Source organism: Paenibacillus sp. FSL R7-0163 (assembly GCF_037969975.1).
GTDB lineage: Bacteria > Bacillota > Bacilli > Paenibacillales > Paenibacillaceae > Paenibacillus_AQ > Paenibacillus_AQ odorifer.
Genome location: NZ_CP150224.1, coordinates 5,889,175 through 5,910,122, shown reverse-complemented (window position 1 = coordinate 5,910,122; position 20,948 = coordinate 5,889,175). Strand labels below are relative to the sequence as shown.

18 protein-coding genes are annotated in these 20,948 nt (G+C 43.9%); 7 read left to right on the top strand and 11 right to left on the bottom strand.

Going from position 1 to position 20,948, the window contains the following annotated elements:
* Window positions 1-65 precede the first annotated feature (65 nt).
* Window positions 66-1,406: a PLP-dependent aminotransferase family protein gene (locus NST45_RS25900; RefSeq protein ID WP_076101115.1), complete on the top strand. Its 1,341-nt coding sequence runs from the start codon at window positions 66-68 to the stop codon at window positions 1,404-1,406.
* 565 nt (window positions 1,407-1,971) lie between these two features.
* On the top strand, window positions 1,972-2,946 hold the full coding sequence (locus tag NST45_RS25895) for a MerR family transcriptional regulator (protein WP_235219547.1): 975 nt from the start codon (window positions 1,972-1,974) through the stop codon (window positions 2,944-2,946).
* On the opposite strand, the gene NST45_RS25890 is transcribed toward NST45_RS25895, so the two are convergent.
* The 7 genes from NST45_RS25890 to NST45_RS25860 form a co-directional block, all read right to left on the bottom strand.
* Window positions 2,928-4,406: an acetylhydrolase gene (locus NST45_RS25890; protein WP_076101118.1), complete on the bottom strand. Its 1,479-nt coding sequence runs from the start codon at window positions 4,404-4,406 to the stop codon at window positions 2,928-2,930. The two genes, NST45_RS25895 and NST45_RS25890, sit on opposite strands and share 19 nt — an antisense overlap.
* Window positions 4,407-4,594: 188 nt before the next feature.
* A complete protein-coding gene (locus NST45_RS25885) occupies window positions 4,595-5,905 on the bottom strand; it encodes a 6-phospho-beta-glucosidase (RefSeq protein WP_339824183.1) in 1,311 nt (436 codons plus the stop codon).
* Between the two features lie 6 nt (window positions 5,906-5,911).
* A complete protein-coding gene (locus NST45_RS25880) occupies window positions 5,912-6,907 on the bottom strand; it encodes a BadF/BadG/BcrA/BcrD ATPase family protein (RefSeq protein WP_036687222.1) in 996 nt (331 codons plus the stop codon).
* 30 nt (window positions 6,908-6,937) lie between these two features.
* Window positions 6,938-7,927: a LacI family DNA-binding transcriptional regulator gene (locus tag NST45_RS25875; protein ID WP_036687224.1), complete on the bottom strand. Its 990-nt coding sequence runs from the start codon at window positions 7,925-7,927 to the stop codon at window positions 6,938-6,940.
* Window positions 7,928-8,062: 135 nt separating this feature from the next.
* On the bottom strand, window positions 8,063-9,448 hold the full coding sequence (locus tag NST45_RS25870) for a sugar ABC transporter substrate-binding protein (RefSeq protein ID WP_076179140.1): 1,386 nt from the start codon (window positions 9,446-9,448) through the stop codon (window positions 8,063-8,065).
* A gap of 52 nt (window positions 9,449-9,500) precedes the next feature.
* Window positions 9,501-10,379 (bottom strand): carbohydrate ABC transporter permease, encoded by an 879-nt coding sequence (locus NST45_RS25865; protein WP_036687227.1) that lies wholly within the window; start codon window positions 10,377-10,379, stop codon window positions 9,501-9,503.
* Window positions 10,376-11,269: a sugar ABC transporter permease gene (locus tag NST45_RS25860; RefSeq protein ID WP_042184117.1), complete on the bottom strand. Its 894-nt coding sequence runs from the start codon at window positions 11,267-11,269 to the stop codon at window positions 10,376-10,378. The genes NST45_RS25865 and NST45_RS25860 overlap by 4 nt, the downstream gene beginning before the upstream one ends.
* 362 nt (window positions 11,270-11,631) lie before the next feature.
* Between NST45_RS25860 and NST45_RS25855 the strand changes: the two genes are divergently transcribed.
* Window positions 11,632-12,429 carry a hypothetical protein gene (locus NST45_RS25855; protein WP_076107309.1) on the top strand — a complete coding sequence of 266 codons (798 nt, stop codon included), beginning with the start codon at window positions 11,632-11,634 and terminating at the stop codon, window positions 12,427-12,429.
* Here the strand turns inward: NST45_RS25855 and NST45_RS25850 are convergent.
* The 3 genes from NST45_RS25850 to NST45_RS25840 are packed head-to-tail and all read right to left on the bottom strand — an operon-like array spanning window position 12,424 to window position 15,552.
* Window positions 12,424-13,773: a Mur ligase family protein gene (locus NST45_RS25850; RefSeq protein ID WP_076101127.1), complete on the bottom strand. Its 1,350-nt coding sequence runs from the start codon at window positions 13,771-13,773 to the stop codon at window positions 12,424-12,426. The genes NST45_RS25855 and NST45_RS25850 overlap by 6 nt on opposite strands.
* A gap of 14 nt (window positions 13,774-13,787) precedes the next feature.
* A complete protein-coding gene (locus tag NST45_RS25845; protein ID WP_143760525.1) occupies window positions 13,788-14,936 on the bottom strand; it encodes a hypothetical protein in 1,149 nt (382 codons plus the stop codon).
* Window positions 14,902-15,552: an N-formylglutamate amidohydrolase gene (locus tag NST45_RS25840; protein ID WP_076101130.1), complete on the bottom strand. Its 651-nt coding sequence runs from the start codon at window positions 15,550-15,552 to the stop codon at window positions 14,902-14,904. The genes NST45_RS25845 and NST45_RS25840 overlap by 35 nt, the downstream gene beginning before the upstream one ends.
* A 333-nt stretch (window positions 15,553-15,885) precedes the next feature.
* Here NST45_RS25840 and NST45_RS25835 point away from each other — a divergent pair, with 333 nt between their 5' ends.
* The 4 genes from NST45_RS25835 to NST45_RS25820 all read left to right on the top strand — a co-directional run bounded on the left by NST45_RS25835 (window position 15,886) and on the right by NST45_RS25820 (window position 20,296).
* Entirely contained in the window at window positions 15,886-17,268 is a 1,383-nt protein-coding gene (locus NST45_RS25835) for an ABC transporter substrate-binding protein (protein ID WP_339824179.1), read from the top strand.
* Window positions 17,269-17,424: 156 nt separating this feature from the next.
* Complete coding sequence (locus NST45_RS25830) at window positions 17,425-18,267, top strand: sugar ABC transporter permease (RefSeq protein ID WP_036687240.1); 843 nt, start codon at window positions 17,425-17,427, stop codon at window positions 18,265-18,267.
* On the top strand, window positions 18,267-19,100 hold the full coding sequence (locus NST45_RS25825; RefSeq protein ID WP_036687243.1) for a carbohydrate ABC transporter permease: 834 nt from the start codon (window positions 18,267-18,269) through the stop codon (window positions 19,098-19,100). The genes NST45_RS25830 and NST45_RS25825 overlap by 1 nt, the downstream gene beginning before the upstream one ends.
* Before the next feature lie 164 nt (window positions 19,101-19,264).
* Window positions 19,265-20,296, top strand: a complete 1,032-nt coding sequence (locus NST45_RS25820; RefSeq protein ID WP_036687244.1) for a LacI family DNA-binding transcriptional regulator — start codon at window positions 19,265-19,267, stop codon at window positions 20,294-20,296.
* 394 nt (window positions 20,297-20,690) lie between these two features.
* On the opposite strand, the gene NST45_RS25815 is transcribed toward NST45_RS25820, so the two are convergent.
* Entirely contained in the window at window positions 20,691-20,921 is a 231-nt protein-coding gene (locus tag NST45_RS25815) for a hypothetical protein (RefSeq protein WP_235219548.1), read from the bottom strand.
* Window positions 20,922-20,948 lie beyond the last annotated feature (27 nt).

Below are 20,948 nucleotides of genomic sequence, written 5' to 3'. Positions count from 1 at the left end.
GTGCTACAATGTAATTATTATTTATCTGTACCGGTACAGAATAAGCTTGGAGGAAGGTGAAAGGGATGTATAAGTATTCGGAGTTAATCAACGAGCTGGAATTGCAAATCGCCGAGGATACGTATCGTGAGGGGGATAAATTACCGTCTATCCGGGAGTTGTCCTTACGTTATGGATGTAGTAAAAGTACGGTTATTCGCGCGTTGCAGGATCTTCAGGACAAACATTTAATCTATGCCGCCTCAAAAAGTGGTTATTATGTCATGAAACGAAGCGGACAGCGAAAAGACGAAGGTGCACATTGGATCGATTTTACGGTGTCTGCACCCGACCCGGATATTTTTCCGTATCTGGATTTCCAACATTGTATTAATAAAGCGATTGATATGTACCGCAATGACTTGTTCATCTATGGAACGCCGCAGGGGCTTCCTTCTCTTATTCGTGAAATGCAGCGCCATCTGGCTTCTTATCAGGTATTTGCTAATCCGGATCAGATTTTTATTACCTCAGGTGTGCAGCAGGCGCTTGGCGTATTGACCCGAATTCCTTTTCCGAATGGCAGGCAGCGAGTGCTGATTGAGCAGCCGGGTTACCCGTTGTTTATGGAATATCTGAAGACGTATGGCATTGAGACAGAGGGGATAAAGCGTTCGGACGCTGGGGTTGACTTGAATGAATTAGAGCGGTTATTTAAGACAGGCCAGTTCAAGTTCTTTTATACCGTCCCGCGATTTCATAATCCGCTTGGCGTCTCCTATACCCGTACCCAGAAGAAGGCGATTGCTCAGCTAGCAGCTAAATACGATGTGTACATCGTTGAGGATGACTACATGGCGGACTTGGAGCAGGATGCAAAAGAGGATCCGATCTACGCTTATGACGATGCTTCCCATGTGATCTATTTGAAAAGCTTTTCCAAAATTATTTTTCCGGGCCTGCGTGTCGGTGTCGCTGTACTGCCAGAGGTCCTGTGTGACTCTTTTAACCGATTCAAAAGACTGATGGATATAGATAGCTCTATGCTGTCTCAGGCTGCCCTGGAGTTGTATCTGAAAAGCGGAATGTTCGAGCGCCACCGAAAAAAGATGCGTTCCTGCTACGAAAAAAGATCCACGCTGCTCCATGAATCGATTATGAGAGAGTTAGATACAGCAACAGCACAGCATTATTCTTACCATCCAACCGGCCAGCTTGGCGTGCATACGTATCTGAAGCTTAGTGACAGCGTAAAGACAGAACAGATGATCAAACGTCTGCAAAAAAAGTTCATTCGCATCGAAATGGCGGACAGCGGTTATTTGCCCTCTTTTAATAAAGAGAAGATTCTAAAGCTTAATGTATCCAGTGTAAAAGAGCCGGATATTCGCTCTGGCATTGAACAGGTAATGCAAGAAATACGCTGAGAGCGCAGCGATAAATCAGTGGATAATAATGGTGGAAATGCTGGGAGTCCATTGGAGTAGAAATAAAAAAGCGTTCCTCCAGTAACAGGGATCGTTTTTTGGCGTTGTGGGTCGTTGGCAAATCTGGCAGCAGTGAACTGATGGACAGCAGATCTCATTATCGGTACAACTCGCAGTAATCTCTGGTTCTTCTATAAATATCCGAACACATTTTCTGTGCAATCTTCGGCCGAGTCATGCGGACCCAGATGACGTTATTTGCTATTTTTTAGCCTTTGGAGCAGAGTTTCGGACCCCAGCGCCGCTATTCAAGTAGAAAGTGGTCATATTGAGTGGTGTTCACGCTAACAACGGCTATGGGGTCCGATAGCACTCTAAAAGTGGGAAAAAGCCGCTTTTAAGGTCAGCTGTGTCCGATATCGAATTGGCTAAGTGCAAATTACCAAGATGCTTTATCCATCTTTGCTTGGGTAGCGAGTATCAGCAACAAGCAAATTGAAAGCTGTCGTTCCTTTCGGTACAATCCATTCCAACATCGTATGATTCCATCAAAAAGGGTGATCACTTGCGTAAAGATACCAAAACCATCGGCGAGGTGGCTAAGCTGCTGGGCACAACTATTAAAACCGTTCGTTATTATGACGATATCGATCTATTGAAACCATCCAGCCACAGCGAAGGCGGACACCGTTTATATACTCCTGAAGATATTTCCCGCCTGCGGCTGATCACAACGTTACGTTATTTGGATTTCGGCATTGACGAGATTCGCCAAGTTATCGCTGGAGAAATCCAGCTCACTACAGCACTCAACTGGCAGATTGAAGCTTTGGAGACCCAGGTCAGTACGCTGACCAATATGATTTCGATTCTGCGCCAAGCCCAAGAGCATGTCTCAACAGGTGATTCCATGGATTACATGAATGAGCTGGTGGACTCTTTGTCCATGAATGCTGATAAGCGAACCCGGTTCATCTCCAGTAAAATAGAAGAAATACAGCCGCTCGGTCAATTGCCGTCCGAATGGCGGGATACCTTTTTATATTTGTTCAATAAATATATTATGAATGAAGTCAAAGTGACAGCCGGACAAACCGTAGCTTGGAACGAACTGCAAGCACTTATGAACGATACACAGTACATGGAGGAGCTTGTCCGATTTGAGCTGCCTTTTTTCAATATGGTTAGACATCCCCGCGTTCCCGCTGCGGTTTGGATTCGAACGCTGGAGAATATCCGAATTCGGGTGGAAGCAGCCTTGCAACAAAAACTATCAGCAGACAGCGCTGTTGTACAGGCAATTGTTGAAGATTTTGTGATGATGTATGCAGGTCCAGAGCAGTTCCGCGATAAAGCCGCCTTTTTCCGCCAATATGCTCATTTGATGCAAACTGCTCCTACCGAACGGATAGAACGCTTTAATAAACTATGCTTGCTCCTCAATCCCAAATGGGATGTTATTGTGAGAGGCAACGCCTTGCTGATGGAAGGGCTAGAATGGAAGCTTGCGCAGGAGAATTCTCATTCCGCACCTTGTTGAAGTGTATACTTCGGATGGTCTCCCAGGTTGTTATTCAAATATTGCAAGGGCTGTCCTTTTAAATAATGGTCAAAAAAATCCAGCGTATACTCATTAATCAGCTCATGTGTTCCGCGCACATCTACATCTTCCATCCATTCAAACAAGGGGGTAAGCAGATATAGATCTGAGAAGCTCATGTGCTTGCTGTGTTTGAAGGTCAGCCAATAGTTCCCGCCTGCAGTTACTGGCTCATACCGGGCGAATAGCTCATTATAGTAGGCTGTAATCTCTTTCCTATCCGTCCGTAGTGCGGCGATTTCAGCATCGCTGGTTTGGTCTACTCCTTTTAAGGTGTCATCGGCACTCATGAGCAGAAAAGGTTTCTTCAAGCCGTCTGCAGGAATCCGCTTTTCACCGTAAAGCACCCCATCCATATCAATGCCTGCTTGAATTCTTTGATCCTCTATCAGCATCTGCACCGTTGTGGCTCCCCCAAAGGAATGACCGAACATGCCCATATGTTCAAGATCAATCCGGCCTGTAAACAGACCACTAGGATCGTCCGCAGATAAGGCCTCCATTTGATCCAGCACATACTTAGCATCTTCTACCCAGACTTCATTACGCCGATCCATAAAAGAATACTTCATTTGCTCATAGCCTGTTTTTCCTTCTGAATCAAACTTCACCACAGACTTGTCTGGAAATACCGAAGCTACGCTGCTATAAGCATGTTCAATCCCTACGACAATATAGCCGTGGCTTACCAATTGCTCGACTTGAAAGGTGTTCTGATTCTTGTAGCCCATAAATCCATGCGAGAAAAGAAGCACCGGATATTTAGTTTCCGTATCTGCCAAACCGGCATTCGCAATAGCGTGGGTGTTGGCCAGTTTTAATCCTGAGAATAAAAACTCCGGCAATTGTAAAAATTCATGCAGCCCTTCTATATACGGAGTAGGATCAGATAAATATGGCGCCGGGCTCCCTGTAGCCTCTGAACTTGCTGGATACCAGATTTGCACCATTAATTCGCGGGAGTCACCGGATGTTTCTGTGAACTTTTCTTCCCGTGCAGAATCGGTCCAATGGTAGGTGACGGTTCCTATCTTGTAAGGACCTGTGGGCTCCGCAAAAGAAAATACAGGGAACAGGAGGGGTAGAGCAATGGAAACGGCAGCATAAACCGCCCCAACTCCAGTCAGCACTAGTGTTTTCCAACGCCGTTGCGGTTTTCTTGCTGCCTTTGCTGCGGATCGGAAGAAAAGTCTTGTTCCGCCCACGATTGCCCACAGTGTGATCAGATACACTGGAATCATCGGCCACCGCAACCCTTCCACGAATGCATGGATAAGCAGTAAAGCAGTAGAAATCCCGCCGCCGATCAGCCACCCGCGCTGTGTTTTGGGCCGTCCTAAGGTTAGCCAACCCAACAACAATACATTAAATAAGACAAGTGTGATTTCAAGTAATCTCATAATCTATAATCCTCCTTGGTTTTCTTTTCTGGCTGCTGTACTGAATCCAAGTATAAAACCTCCTGTTAGGGGAGAATCAATGCTCGCTGTGACTTCACTATATTTAGAGGATTATTTAAGATTTATAACAAGAAAAAAAAGAGACCGGGTTCGGTCTCTTTTAGTTATTTCTCGATAGGAGGTATGAATTAATTCGCAAAAAAGTTCGGCAGGAACTCTTTATTAGCTTCCAGCATTTCGTCCAGCATCCGAATCGCTACGTCCACGGACGGAACAAGCGGGTGATGTGCGAGCGCCTGAAGGGCAAGGGCGCGATCTCCGGTTACAGCGGCGTCAATCGCCAGCTGTTCATAGGTTTTGACAGCATGAATGAGTCCTTTAGCCATGGTTGGAATTTTGGTCAGTGGCAGAGGTAGCGGGCCGTTTTTGGTGACCACGCAGTTCACTTCAATGCTGGCGTCATCTGGCAGGAAGTCCAATATGCCGCGGTTGGCGACATTTAGGGTCTGAATGTCGTTTGATCCGTTATGGAGCGATCTCATGAGGTTAACAGCTGCTTCTGAGTAAAAAGCACCGCCGCGCTGTTCCAGCTGCTTCGGCTTCTCGCTTAGCTCTAGATTGCCATAAAGCTCGAAGAGCCCTTCTTCTACACGTTTAACGACTTCAGCACGGTTAATGCCTTGTTTATGGGATTCTATCTGCTCTTCGAGCATGGCATCGGTCATATAGAAATATTTTAAATAGTATGAGGGCAGTGCATGAAGGGATTGCAGGAATTCCGGGTTCCATTCTCTTGCTGGTACGTTCTTAGCGCTGTAGCTGGTTGTATCTGCAAGCATATCGTCCAGCTTGTCTTCACCTTCAACATCGATACGAGTAATCCAGTGCAAGTGGTTGAGGCCCACAAATTCGGCATATACACGGTCTGCTGCTACATTATATTTGGCAGAGACTTGCTTGATCAGACCGATAGGTGCGTTGCACAGGCCAATACTTTTTACCTTAGAATATTTCAGAACGGCTTCGGTGACCATCCCAGCAGGGTTAGTGAAATTGAGCAGCCATGCGTTGGGAGCCAGTTCCTCGATATCACGGCATACATCCAGAATAACAGGGATGGTGCGCAGTGCTTTCATCATTCCCCCAGGACCTGTTGTTTCTTGGCCAATAACGCCATATTTGAGCGGAATCGACTCATCACGAGCACGGGCATCAAGCATGCCGACACGCATCTGAGTGCTGACGAAGTCGGCGCCTTCGATCGCTTTACGGCGGTCTGTTGTCAGATGAACCTCAATCGGAAGGCCGGATTTCTCCACCATACGTTTTGCCAAGTTACCTACAATATTCAGCTTGCGAAGACCAGGCTCAATATCTACAAGCCATAATTCGCGCACGGGAAGTTCTTTATAGTGAAGAATGAATCCCTCTACTAATTCTGGGGTATACGAAGAACCTCCACCGATAACTGCAATCTTTAATCCTTGGTTAGCTGCCAAGATTAATCACTCCTGTCTTGTAGTTTGTTTGATCGATTCATAATCCTGAAATTTCCGCATTTTCTCATATACTTCACTACTAATGGTCAACCCATCTTGATCCATAGCTGACCATACTGCACCGACTACAGGCTCTGTGGCAAGGGTAACCACGGTTGCCTGAGGGGCTGCAGCGTGTACAGCTTTCTCGATAGGCTGGCGAATCCAACCGCGATCCCCTCGGGTTAGCAGACTTCCTGCCAGCACCACATCGAAGGTCTCCTGCTCCATGCCTAGCTTGTGAATGATAGCTGCCGCAGACTTACCTAGTTCAACCCCTTGCCGATGTAAAATCTCCAATGCTACGGCATCTCCTTCAGCTGCTGCTTCAAAGAGCAGGCGGGCAACATTTACAGGTACTTTTTTCCAATGATCGAGGAAATCGTGAAACATATGCCCAACTTCCTCATAACCTAGCATTTTTAGCAGTAAGCCTGTTAATAGGGTGGGCTGTTCCCGGCCGTCCCAAGCTCGGATAACGGAACGAAACACCTCAATATTGAGTGCGCCACCCCCGCCAAAATCACCGTACATATAGTCAAAGCCGCCGCATTGATAATGCTCTCCCTGCAGGTTTCTGCCTGCTGAATTGGTGCCGGTGCCGCAGATGAGCGCGACACCATAAGGGCGATTCGTTCCGGCGCGTAGACCGATCATAGTGTCACAGTTAATGGTGTATTTGGTGAATCCTATCTGGCGTATCATCGGATGGAGAATAGCATAGTCGGCCTCGCGATCAGCACCGGCAAGTCCGAGATAGGTATGCTGGATGTCTTCCAACCGGAGTCCGGCTTCAGCCAGCGCCCCGAATGTGGCCTCTTGAATACTGTTGGCGGCCTCAAGGGCGCCTGTCTGGTGGTTGCCGTTACCACTCTTGCCTTTGCCAAGAACATTGCCATGTTCATCGCTTAGCAGAGCATAGGTTTTCGTGCCTCCCCCATCGATCCCCAAGTAGTAAGTCAATGGTCGTCACTCCTAGTGTATAAATTTAATCTACTCAGCTCCGGTAGATTCACGTACGATAAGTTCAGGATCAATCCGCATCCCGGCCCCACGTTTCATCTTTCCAGAGATGCGTTTGAGCAGCATATCCGCGGCTGCCAGCCCGATTTTGTCCGCAGGCTGACGTATTGTTGTCAGATGTGGATGAAGCTGTGAAGCAATATAATGATCGTCATAGCCGACCACTGCCACCTCTTCGGGTACCTGAATGCCCGCTTCCATCAGGGCATTGATGACTCCAAGCGCGATATTGTCATCCCCGGCGAAGACGGCGGTGGGCAGCTTTCCTTCCTTCAGCCAACGTTTGCAGGTATCGTATCCCATCCCAATATCGAAATCACCAGGCACGATCTCAAAGGGGGCCAGCCCTTGTTCCTGAAGCGCCTGTAGAAATCCACTGCGCCGCTCCCGCGTACTCCGGAACATTTCCTGACCGCAGAGATGAGCGATTGAAGTGTGTCCCAGCTCCAGTAGATGACGCGTAGCTGCGTATCCCCCCTTGAAGTTGTCGATCGTGATGGAGTAGGTATCATTTTCGGGCTTCTGATTATCTATCAGCACATAAGGGATACCCCGCCGTTTTAACTCCACAATATAATTGTCCTCTTCCATCGGAGAGAGCAAAATTAAACCGTCTACACGATCCTCCTGAATTAAATAATGGCTATCATCCGATTCGATGCCTGTTGAGATGGATATCGCTAAAAAATAACCATGCATCGCTAATATTTCATTCAGCTCTTTGACCACTGCGTCAAAAAAGGAATCTTGCAGGGTAGTGACAATAATGCCGATAATTCCCGTCTTACCGCTTGCCAGACTGCGTGCCGCAGCATTAGGGCGGTAATCCAGCTCTTTAATTGCCTCCAGCACCTTTTGGCGATTATTCTCGCGTACCGATTCGGCCCCATTTAACACCCGGGATACGGTTACAACGGATAATCCGGATTTTTTGGCTACATCAAAAATACTCACTTTCATCTTTAATTCTCCTCACGGCAGATTTTCCGATCCTGTTTTCTACTTTCAGTATACAGGGTTGGCAGACTGTCCGCTAAACGTATGATTTCACGCAGGTATACCGTCCCTAAAGGGGGCGGTATACCTGCCAAACAGTTATCGCTGAATGATCTCTGTAACCTTCTTCTGAATCGTCGCCATCACCTCTTCAACCGTCTTATGTCCAGTTTCTACTGGCTGCAATTCATTAATGAACATGTCATTAATTTGCGAGTAGTTGGTGATTAAGTGGTTATAGGATTCGAAGCCGTAGTTAACAGCACCCTCGTAGACATTTTTGATATCCTGTGGATCGATACCTTCAAAATGTTTATAGTAAGCTTCTGCAGCTTCGGTGTTGACTGGTGGGTTACCGCCACTAAGCTCAATGGATTTCTCTTGCACTTCGCTTGTGATCAGGTATTTGATCCATTCAAAAGCTTCCTTCGGATGTTTGGAGTCCTTCAAGATCAGCAGCGGATCGACATAAAGGGTGCTGCGTACCTTTTCGTTTCCTCCCCATGGTACAGCGGCTACGCCAATTTTGAAGGGGAAGTCATTTGCACCTGCAAGGTTCCATGAGCCTCCGATAGACATGCCGATTTTACCAGCAACAAAGGGATCGCCGTTCTGTCCAGCTACACTTTTGCTCCATTCGGAAGAAGGAGAGACTTTATCCTTAAAGACAAGATCAAAAAGCTTGTTGTAGGCAGCGATCACTTCAGGGGAGTCAAAATAAGTCTCGGAAGGCACGCCGCCATTAGTCCATGTATCCTCTGAGTAAGGCTCCGCTCCAAAATATAATGGCCGCATATCGCGTTCGGACCAAGTGAAGTCTACGCCATATTGAGTTTTGGCGATATCATCGGATACAAGCGTCATTTGTTTAGCTTCGTCGACCATTTTTTCAAACGTCCAGCTCTTATCTTCATAGTCGCTTGTTGGATAAGTCAGTTTGGCAGCATCAAACATGTCTTTGTTATAGAGCATCAAGGTGACATACATATTGACCGGGATGCCGTAAGTGTGATCTTTAACCTTGTAGATGCTCATCAGATTCTCTGGGATGCTATAATCCTCTGCCTTGAAACCATCCTCTTTCATAAGGTCGGTCATATCGAGCAACATACCCTTATTGTAGTATTCTGCGAAACCTCCATACCCCCAGTGACTTGTCACGTCGGGCGATTTGCCGCCGGCAATTAGCGTTTGCAGCTTGCTGTCGAACTGCTCATATGGCGCTTTTTCCACTTTCACTTTAATATTCGGATGCTGCTTCTCGAAATCAGGGATTAATTTTTCGACAAATGTGCGGTCTTCTGAATCTATTGTGTAATGGGTAATCGTTACCGTTTCTGCTTTGCCTCCAGAATTAGTAGAGCCACCGTTTCCTTCAGATAGGGCGTTACCTGCCGATTTGCCGCCGCTACAGCCTGATAAGGCTAGAACAACGAGCATGGTTGCTGCAAGTAAAAGTGCAATACTTTTCCTGTTCTTGTTCATTAGCTAAACCCTCCATGATTTCAAGTATATTTGGCCGCCTTATGGCGGATTATTACTTAATCCCTGTAAGTACAATCCCTTCGACGAACTGTTTCTGGGCTACAGCAAACAGCGTAACGATTGGGACCATAGCTAGAACCGAAGCAACCATTAGCAGATGCCAAGGTGGAATGCGGAACCTCGATGAGGTAAGAGAAGCCATCCCGACGGGTAGCGTGAACTTATCTGATGAGCTTAAGTAAAGCACTGGCGTAAGCAGATCATTCCAGTTGTAGATAAAAGCAAAGATAGCTACGGTTGCAAGTGCAGGTTTGGAGAGTGGGATTGCTATGGTAGCCCACATCCGTATTTCGCCACAGCCATCAATGCGTCCCGCATCAAACAGCTCTTCAGGCAATGTGGAGAAGAATTGGCGCAGCAGAAAAATATTATAGGCAGAGCCGAAGAAAGCAGGCACGATCAAGGGTAAAAAGGTATCGATCCAGTTCATTTGCGAAAAGAGTACAAATTGCGGAATCATAATGGCTGGATAGGGTAACATCATGGTGCTCAGCAGCAGGATGAACCACACCTGATTGCCTGTACCTCTGAATCTGGCGAACCCATAGGCGACTAGCGCCGAAGAAATCAAGGTTCCCACAACACTAAAGCCGGCGATAATCAGACTGTTTTTATAAAGAGTACCGAACTGCAGGGTATCAAATATTTCTGTGTAATTGCTCCACTGCCAGCTCTCCGGAAGAAAGGTGGGTGGGAACTTCAGCATCTCACGTTTGGACTTAAGTGAAGTGGAGACCATGAAGAACAAAGGAAGCAGCATCAGAAATGTTGTAACTACTAAAGTGATAAAGCTGAAAATCTTAACAGGCTCCGCTTTCCGGCGACGTTGTGTTCCTTTAGTCCGGGGGCTTAGCGCTCTGACTGTACTCATTTGCGTCCGCCTCCTTCATAGTGAACATAACGGTTAGACAATTTCATAATTAGTGCGGTGCACAGCATAACTACGATAAGGAGCACCCATGCCAAGGCTGAGGAATAACCGGCACGATATTCTTTGAAAGCGCTGGTGTAGAGATTATAGACATAGAACCAGGTAGAGTAATTCGGCCCCCCTTGAGTCATGACAAAAGCTTGGGTAAAGACTTGGAAGGAATCGATCAGTCCCATAATTAGTTGGAAGAGCAGCACGGGAGAGATCATCGGTAAGGTAATGTTCAGGAAGATTCTGAAGCGCCCTGCACCGTCAAGGTTAGCGGCTTCGATCAAGCTTGCCGGTACGCCTTGTAGACCTGCGAGGAATAAAATCATTCCTGAACCTGCTGTCCAGAAGGTCATGATGATCAAGGCATATAGCGCAGTGTCTGGGTTCATCAGCCAAGCCGGTCCATGAATACCGAACCAGGAAAGGATGTAATTGAAGAGCCCGATCTGCGGGTTGAAGATCCAGTACCACAGCAGGGACATGGCCACGCCGGATACCATGCTTGGAAAATACATTGCTGTTCTGAAAAAGCCGCGCAGAGGAATGGTCTGGTGAAGCAATAGTGCAAAGCCGAGACCAAGCACAAGTTGGATAGGTACACCGATGAAGGTATATCTCAGCGTGACAACCACCGATTTCCAGAACAGGTCATTGTGAAACATCTCTGTGTAGTTAGCGAGCCCGATAAATTTAGGTGGGTGTATGATGTCATAATCAGTAAAGCTGAAGTAAAGCGATGATAAGATAGGATAAAGGGCGAATACTAGGAAGCCGATAATCCAAGGAGAAATGAACAGATACATGTAGAACGTCTGCCGCCTGTTCTCGCGATTGATCATGACACACCAACCTCTCGTTTTGAAAGTATAAGCGCTTTAACTTTTAATCAAACTAACACTATTAATTAGCAATAATACTAGGCGCCTAGAGATTAAAGTTTAACCGCTTTAACTTTTTGATTCGCTTTAATAAGCTTATCATAGAGGATGATCACTAAATAATCAACACTTATTTTAACTATAAAAGCGCTATCAGTAATTAAACGTAACATATATTCTGCGATTTTTGTGAAAAACGGACCTAAAACAAGATTTGAGGGATGAATGTGTTAACTATTATGACGTAATGTTATTATTTTTTATTGATATTTCTCATGCTATGATTAGGTTTGGTCATATTTTGTTAGAAATGAGGAAACTGAATGACGACTAGACCTTACTTAAAAATGATCCAGCATTCTGTTACAGCCTCAGGGATTAGCTTTGAGGAAATTACACCAAATTTCGTATATAGAGCGACAGATGGAGTGAAATCATTTGTGATGGTAGACGCTGAGATCGGACTAAACAACAGTGCTTCTACGATTATTGCCATGAGTAAATCTCTAACTTATGATGTTTTGCATAAGGCGAATATCCCAGCCGTAGAACATATTTATTTGCCGCATCCTGACTCCAAATTTAGCAATTTGAATCCTTATCCATTGGCTGAGCGTTATTTCCAAGCGCGCAATGGGGAGGTAGTTATGAAGCAGGATAACGGGGCGCAGGGAAAGCATGTGTACAAAATCAATGAGATAGCCGATCTGCACGAAAAGCTCGATTTATTATTTTCTTTACAGCTTAATGGGGCAATAGGTCCTTATTATGAAGCGGAGATTGAGTATAGAATTGTAACCTTTAATCATCAGGCGCGTGTATTCCTTGGAAAAAAAAGAGTTCGTTCGTGGAAGCATAATTTGATTAACGGGGCTGTTACGATTGAGGTGAAAGATCAGGCCAAACAAGAGGCGCTGGCGGAGCTTGCCTCCCGGACCTCTAAAGCGCTGGGCCTTGATTTCTGCTCAGTAGATATCTTAGAGACAAATCAAGGCTTGATGGTGATTGAGGTTAACCATAAGGTGATGTTAGATGAATATTGCAAGCAAAATCCAAGTGAAGTACCTGGCCTCTCAGACCTTTACAGGGAAGTTATTCTTCAGCGTATGAATCAGTTATAAGCCGATATTCAGCAGCGATTGCCCGAATAATCTTTTGGCATTTCCGATTAGAGTTTGCGTACCCACGATTACAATAATCTCCGAAGGTGATTGTTCTTTAAGATACGTAAGAGCATCCTCTAAACAAGGGAATTCGGAACTTTTTTTGAGAAAACTTTTGGCGATTAGCAGGGCATCCGTAGGGAAAATTAGATGGCTTATATCGGGTTTGGTTACGATTAGTTGATCCGAGACTGTGCTCATGACTTCGATGACCCCTGTGTAATCTTTATCCTTAGGGACACCGATGATGGATGTGACGGTACGGCTGCGCTCAGGATTCACTAATTGAATAAGTTCAGCCAGATAGCTTGCAGAATCTCTATGAATAGCTCCGTCAATAATCGTCAGCGGGTCATGATAGATAACTTCACAACGCCCCGGCCATTGTAATTGTTCAAAACAGTGGTGTACGATCTCCTGATCCAAGGGTCCCCCTGTAATCTCTTCACAAAGTGACACTGCGCTAGCAGCATTGACCGCTTGAAACTGTCCCAATAGCGGGAGGGTCAAGGATGGATAAATGGCTTGCTTCGTCCGGACATCAAAAGTAGTCCCGATAGAAGTGGTTGTGATAGATTCAGCTAAAAACTGTTCTTCATAATATTGCACAGGGTTGGAGGAGAGGTTGTCCTTCATGATCGCAAGAACTCCCGATTTCTGTTTGCTAACATAGACATTTGTTGTGTTGTTTTTGACAATCCCCAGCTTGTGCAGTGTAATGCTGCTCAGATCAGGTCCCAAATGGGCTACATGCTCTTCCATAATTGGGGTAATGACAGCCCAGTCATTGCTCAGGACATTGGTGTCATCAAACCTTCCCCCTCTACCGCATTCAATCACATTGATATCTGTACCCTTCTCCTTAAAGTACAAAGCCGCAATAGCCAAAGCAACCCCAACCGGACCTTGATATTCGTCAGCAGCAAGCTGCTCCTCAATCTGGTGGAAGCCCCCGCGAATTACATTACCTAATCGTACAAAATCTTCGGTGGCTATTGCCTGCCCATTGACCCGGATTCTTTCGTTGAAATCCACCAGGTGAGGGGAGGTGAATAACCCCACTTTATATCCCAAGTGACTTAACAGAGAGGAGATAAATCTAGAGGTGGAGCCTTTACCTTTACTGCCTGTGACCAGTATGTATTTTTGATTACGATCCGGACTTCCAACTGCATCCAGTAATACTCTGGTTAACTCCGGTTTTCTAACTTCTTCATCCAAAGTTTGTGTAATGTTGTTAATGGCTCTTAGATAAGAGCTGTAGATCATATCTTCAACTTGGGATTGTGAAGTGAATTCCACGGAAATCCCTCCATTTAATTAATTTTGGCGCGTTCCTCAGATAGTGTTGTGTAGATGATAATCGGAAGTAACACAAGAGAAATGATGACGGTCAGAGCGATGCTCCAGTTCAAATCTTTATATAGCTGTACTATGGTGAACAACAAAGCGATAACAGGTAAGACCAATTTGTTTAAGTGCTTTAGGAATAAGGAGTACATACTTCTTTTTACGGTAACTGATGTGCCGATGCTTGGAATTTCTAACTCGTTACGCGATAAGGCGGTGATTCCGATAAATAAGTGGCTGTCGATAAATTTAAGCTGCTCATTATCCGCATGAAGCTTGACCGACTGGGCAATATGCTCCGTATCGATGTCTAAGATGGGGATGGTGATTTGTTTTGAATTATAGGAGATCACGATCTGATCTGTTTCTTCCATGCCTAGCAGTTTTCTAACATTCGGATGAATTCTGCATAAATTCTGGTGCTCATCAAAAGGGTAAGGATGGCCCACTCTGAGGGTGAGCTCTCTTTTGCCAATAAAAAAGTTCCCTAATGCACTTAAGGGCCGTCGGATCAGTTGATTGATAAGTTTATGTATACCTGGCTTGGGTTGGGAACGCGTCCTAGCGCGAGTAATGATTAATGGGTCATGCCCCTCGGAATGGGTTTCAAGCAATAACATGATGTATCTGTTGAAGTAAAGGGTATTTGGTTTGGCTGTGCTATCTTCTCGTAAAGTTAGGTTTACCCGGAAGCCGTTTGTGGGATTGATTAGTTCCACTTGATTCGTATATTTACGGACGAGTGCTGGACAGGCTTTTACATAGGGTTTGGCAATCTCGTCCACTTTAGGAATTCCCCGAAGAACTGTGTCGTATTCTGGCTTCGTTATAGTTAATCCTGTAGTGAGGCAGTCCCCGAGCTTGTCCTTTGCCCGCTTGGATAATTGGATTGTACCTCTTGGCACCTCATCTGCCGATAAAATTAAACAGCTGACTTTCACACCATTCTCTGCTGTAAGATCAACGAAGATATGCTGGACTAAACCTAATTCCTTTAACTCTTCAGAGTTCATTGTGATTTCTTCACGAGGTTGAAGGCTTTGTTTGTCTAGAATAGTAAAGGTTTGCTCGATAATAATGTCAGACACCGCCCAATAGTTTAATGATTTGTTCAAGGGAATGAATGGTTTTTTGGAATAAATCAAACGCATTCGGGTTACGATAATTTCGATTAATTTCAATTTGAATACTTTGAACTAACAATTCCTTAGCACAATATGAAGTAATCGTTCCAGGATGGGAAGCGGAAAATGTATGATTTTGTCGAACTTTGGTAATACCATTATTGTTAAAGATGCCTATGACGTCATTTAAATTATTCTCTCGTATAGAGGTTCCGTACAGTGTCCCTAGGTCAATATCAAACTCCCGAAGTTTGGAAGCCCCGTGCAGATCGATCACAAACTGAATGCGATGTTCTTTGACAAGCGCTCGTAGCGCAGCCTTATATTCTCCACCTAAGATGTAATTTGGGTCTTCTTTGGAGAAGCTATTCGAATAAATACAGTAGCAATTTGTGAGCTTTTGTAACAAGAGGGCAAGGGAGCCTGTATACATGTCAGCTGGTTTTACAGCATGTTCTCGAAAATGGTTAATGGCATGTGGAGCTGAGACAAGTACAGGAAGGGAGCCTTCTACAATCGAGTAGGAGGGATCTACCCCGATATCGCCAAAATAATTATTATTGGAGAATTGTAGCTCATACTGTTCGATCAGAGATAAAATATGCAATCACCTATTCATAGTTATTTAATGGGTCGTTAACCATTAGTATGTCCTAAGCATTCACCATTCATGAATAAGGATGAATCTATTATAACGCTTGCAAGGTTTGCCGTGGGCAGTTTTTCCATAAAATGATTCTAAAAGATTAGCTATTGAAAAGTTCAAAATGGTGTGCTAATATTTCAATTGAAAACGTTACCGATAAGGATACCGATAAGGATACCAAAAAGTAGGCTGGGGATTACTTAAGCAAATGAAAACGCTGACATAATTTTCACTGAGAGCATCGGAACGTCTTCATGCGAAGTAATCTAATAAAAAGTACGAGGGGGAAGAAGAATGAAGAATATCAAAAAATATTTAGGGCTCATGTTAGTAATGTCTATGGTTGTTGTCTTAGCGGCAGGATGTGGGAATAAAGAAAATAATTCTGCATCCAATGATGGAAACGCTGCATCTGGTAAAAAAGGGTCAGTTTATTTCTTGAACTTCAAACCTGAGATTGCAGAAATATATGAAAAGATCGCTAAGGATTACGAAGCAGAAACAGGAGTTAAGGTAAAAGTCGTAACGGCTGCTGCGGGTACTTACGAAACTAAATTGAAATCCGAAATCTCCAAGTCTGAAGCGCCAACTATTTTCCAAATTAACGGACCTGTTGGTTTTCAATCCTGGAAAGATTACACCTTGGATTTGAAAGATACTAAGCTTTACAGCTATCTGTCCGACAAAAGCTTGGCTGTAACTGAAGGTGAAGGCGTGTATGGTATCCCTTACGTAGTTGAAGGATACGGCATCATCTACAACGACGCAATTATGAAGAAATACTTCGCTTTGGCTGATAAAGCGGTATCGATCTCCACCACAACTGAGATCAATAACTTCGATACTTTGAAGGCAGTAGTAGAAGATATGACGGCTAAAAAAGACCAACTGGGCATTAAAGGTGTATTCGCCTCCACTTCCCTCGCTGCTGGCGAGCAATGGAGATGGCAGACTCACCTTGCAAACTTGCCGCTGTACTATGAATTCAAAGACAATACTGAGTTTGACAACACCGTTCTTGCGGGTCTAGCTTCTAAAGAAGTTGAATTCAAATACAACGATAAATTTAAAAATATTTTCGATCTGTACATCAAGAACTCTGTAACTAAAGAATCCTTGCTGGGTAGTAAATCCGTAGCTGACTCCATGGCTGAATTTGCACTAGGTAACGCAGCAATGGTTCAAAACGGTAACTGGGCTTGGTCACAAATCAACGATGTTGACGGTAACGTAGTTAAAGCTGAAGAAATCAAATTCTTGCCTGTTTACACCGGTATGGAAGGCGAAGAAAAACAAGGTCTGGCTGTAGGTACAGAAAACTATTTCGCAATCAACAGCAAAGTATCTGCTGAGAACCAACAAGCTTCTATCGCTTTCTTGGAATGGTTGTTCTCCAGTGAAAAAGGTAAAGCTTATGTAACTAACGATCTAGGTTTCATCGCTCCATTCAATACCTTTGAAGACAGCGAAAAACCAGCAGATCCACTTGCTAAAGAAGTATCTGCTTGGATGGAAAAAGATCTTACTTCTGTAGCTTGGACATTCGCAGCATTCCCAAGTGAAGAATTCAAAAACGTCTTTGGTGATGCCCTCTTGCAATACGCTCAAGGAAACAAAACTTGGGATGAAGTTGTAACCATCTTCAAGGACACTTGGAAGGCTGAAAAAGCAAAATAATAAATGCATGGAAAGATGCTTGAATAACTCTCAGTTGTCATACAGATAAAAGCTTAGTGCCACTGGGCTCCCTCGGGATTCAGTGGCACTAAGCAACAATTTGAGTGGATCTTGCTACGTTTCATCATTTTCCATACTGAGATAGGAGAAGACTCCATGGAAAAATCGATAAAAAAATATTTTGCTCTTTTTGCATTACCGACCATAATAGCCTTTGGAATTGCATTTGTGATCCCTTTTCTTTTGGGTATATATTTGTCTTTTACAGAGTTTACTACAGTCAATGATGCAACATGGATAGGGTTTGGCAATTACGCTAAAGCTTTTTCGAATCAAGAGTTTCTAAATGCATTAGGTTTTACCGTTAAATTCACAGTTTTATCTGTTCTTACTATTAATGTGTTCGCCTTCATCTTGGCGATGTTGTTAACTAGAAAGCTAAAAGGTACCAACGTATTTAGAACGATCTTCTTTATGCCTAACTTGATAGGCGGTATCGTATTAGGATACATCTGGCAGTTGATTTTTAATGGGATTTTGTACAAATTTGGTGTCACTTTGACCTCTGATGCAACGTACGGATTTTGGGGACTAATCGTTCTTATGAATTGGCAATTGATAGGGTACATGATGATTATCTATGTTGCAGGTATTCAGAATGTTCCTAAAGATATAGTAGAAGCCGCAAGAATTGATGGAGCTTCACGTTCTAAGATTTTGCGTAATGTGACTATTCCACTCGTAATGCCGTCCATTACTATTTGTTTATTCTTAACCTTATCCAATTCATTTAAATTGTTTGACCAGAACTTAGCATTAACCGCTGGTGCTCCGTCTAAGCAGACCTCCATGTTAGCACTGGACATCTACAATACATTCTACGGAAAATCAGGATGGGAAGGTGTCGGTCAAGCGAAAGCCGTCGTATTCTTTGCTTTAGTAGCCTTAATCGCCTTAATACAACTTGTCATTACTAGAAGAAAGGAGGTTGAGAACTAATGCAAAAGACTAGAGCAAAAGATTATTCCATATTCACCATTTTGTTGGTCTTGGCCATTGCGTTCTTATCTCCTATTTTTATTGTTCTGATGAACTCCTTCAAGGGTAAGTTCTACATTAGTGATACGCCGTTCTTATTCCCTAATGAGACTACATTTGTTGGTTTAAAGAACTATACTAGTGGTGTAGCAAAGATTGATTTTTTCAGTGCCTTCGGAATGTCCTTGTTTATCACGGTATGCTCGGTGGCTGTGATCGTGTTATTTACTTCCATGACTGCATGGTACATTACCCGGGTGAAGTCCAAATTCACAGGTATGATGTATTATGCGTTTGTATTCTCGATGATCGTGCCTTTCCAAATGGTTATGTTCACAATGACTAAGACTGCAAACGTGCTGCATCTCGACAATCCGATTGGGATTATCTTAATCTATTTAGGGTTTGGATCAGGGCTGTCTGTGTTTATGTTTAGCGGATTTGTGAAGTCTATCCCGCTTGAAGTTGAAGAAGCGGTAATGATTGATGGCTGTAATCCACCTCAGGCCTTCTTTAAAGTGGTATTGCCCATCCTGAAACCTATTGCTGTAACTGTAGCTATCCTTAATGTAATGTGGGTATGGAACGACTTCCTATTGCCAGACCTGCTGATTGGTACAGAATATAAAACGATTCCTATTGCGATCCAGTACCTAAAAGGTGGATACGGATCGATTGACATGGGAGCTATGATGGCGATGCTGGTCTTAGCTATTGTGCCAATCATCATTTTCTACCTGACTTGTCAAAAGTACATCATCGAAGGTGTCGTTGCAGGTGCGGTTAAGGGTTAAGCTTGATCTACCTCGTTAAATAAATTAATATTCATGTAAGAAGCGAGTAGGGTGTTTTTCTTGATGGGTGACCATCAGGAATCCCCTGCTTTCTTATTTTGACTATGAAGTTGAATAAGGATTAAGGAGTTTGATAGATACTAACAAGTAAAGGATAGATAGAAATGGAGAGACTGACTATTATAGACATCGCCAAATTATGCGGTGTTGGCGTGACTACTGTATCAAGGGCTATTAACAATCATCCGGATATTAATGAAGAAACAAAAGCGATGGTTATGAGGGTTATCAAAGAAAATCATTATGTTCCGAACAACAGTGCAAGAAATTTAAAACGTTCTGATTCGAAAACGATTGCAGTATTGATTAAAGGGATATCCAATCCATTTTTTAGCCCGATGATCAAAGTGTTCGAAAAAGAGATTCAACGCAAGAAATACTCCTTCATCCTACAACGAGTTGATGAGAATCAAGATGAGATCGAAGTGGCGATTGAGCTGGAGAAAGAAAAACGGTTGAAGGGAATTGTCTTCTTAGGGGGGTTATTCTCACACTCTCAAGAGAAATTACAGCAATTAACGGTTCCATTTGTCCTTAGTACGATTGGGATGACGGAAGAGTTTGATTTGAGCGACTATTCCTCTGTATCTGTAGATGACTTTAATGAGAGTTATAAAATTGTCGACTATCTATGTAATCTAGGGCATGAGAAAATCGCGGTCATTACTGCACCAGAAGAAGATGTAAGTATCGGTAAGTTGAGATATGAAGGGTATAAAAAGGCTTTAGCTGATCATGGAATCGCTTATAATGAACGGCTAGTGCGGCGGATGAAAGAAGATATCGACAGTTACAGTATGGAAAATGGGTATGCGGTTACAAAAGAATTGCTAGAGTTAGGAGAAGAGTTCACCGCTATTTTCACCTTATCAGATAGTATGGCTATCGGCGCCTGTAAGGCGATATTTGAAGCGGGCAAGCGAGTCCCGGAAGATTACTCGGTTGCTGGTTATGACGGATTGGATATTTCCTTCTATTATAATCCTTCTATTACTACCATCAAACAGCCGGTAGTAGAGATTGCGGAAGCGACGATTAAGATTCTCTTTGATCTCATCAATAAGAAGGTTAATCATGCGCATCAGATTTTCCCGGCAGAATTAATAGTTAGAGAATCTACGAGGTCTTTATTGTAGTTTCAACAAGTGAGTATGTTTAAGTTTATTTACGAATCGGGGTGGGGAGATAGAACCGCAAGAGATTAAACCTAACGATATCAACAGCATCACACGGTTTCTCACCGCATTTGGTGATCCTACTCGGATTCGGATTGTTACGTTATTAGGGAATAAAGGTCGGCTGAATGTTGGGGAAATTGCAGGTGAATTCGAAATAAGCAGGCCAGCGATTTCACATCATCTCAAAATCCTACGGGATGCCCGCATTGTTGACCATAAAAAGAGAGGCCAGGAAGTTTATTACTGGCTGGCGCGTGAACGGCTAGCAACAAACTTTAGGGCGCTTGCTGATTTGGCAACGTCGTTTAATCATGGGGACTAAGCCATCTCAAGGGAATGGTTCAGTCCCATTTTAGGATAACCAGGCATTTACCATATCCGAGACGGGTTTATAGATAAATATCATCCATCCCAGTGGGTTAGAGAACGAAATATGTAACGCATTAATAAGACTGAAGAAAGTTCCCAGCAACAGAAGAAATGAGAAAATCCACATCTCCTTGATTAATTTTTTCCTCCACATCAGGGGAACTTCAATGGCTGCTATAATGGCTACAACTATGAGAATCACTACTATACCCAATATTCACAACCTCCCAAACCATCTAGT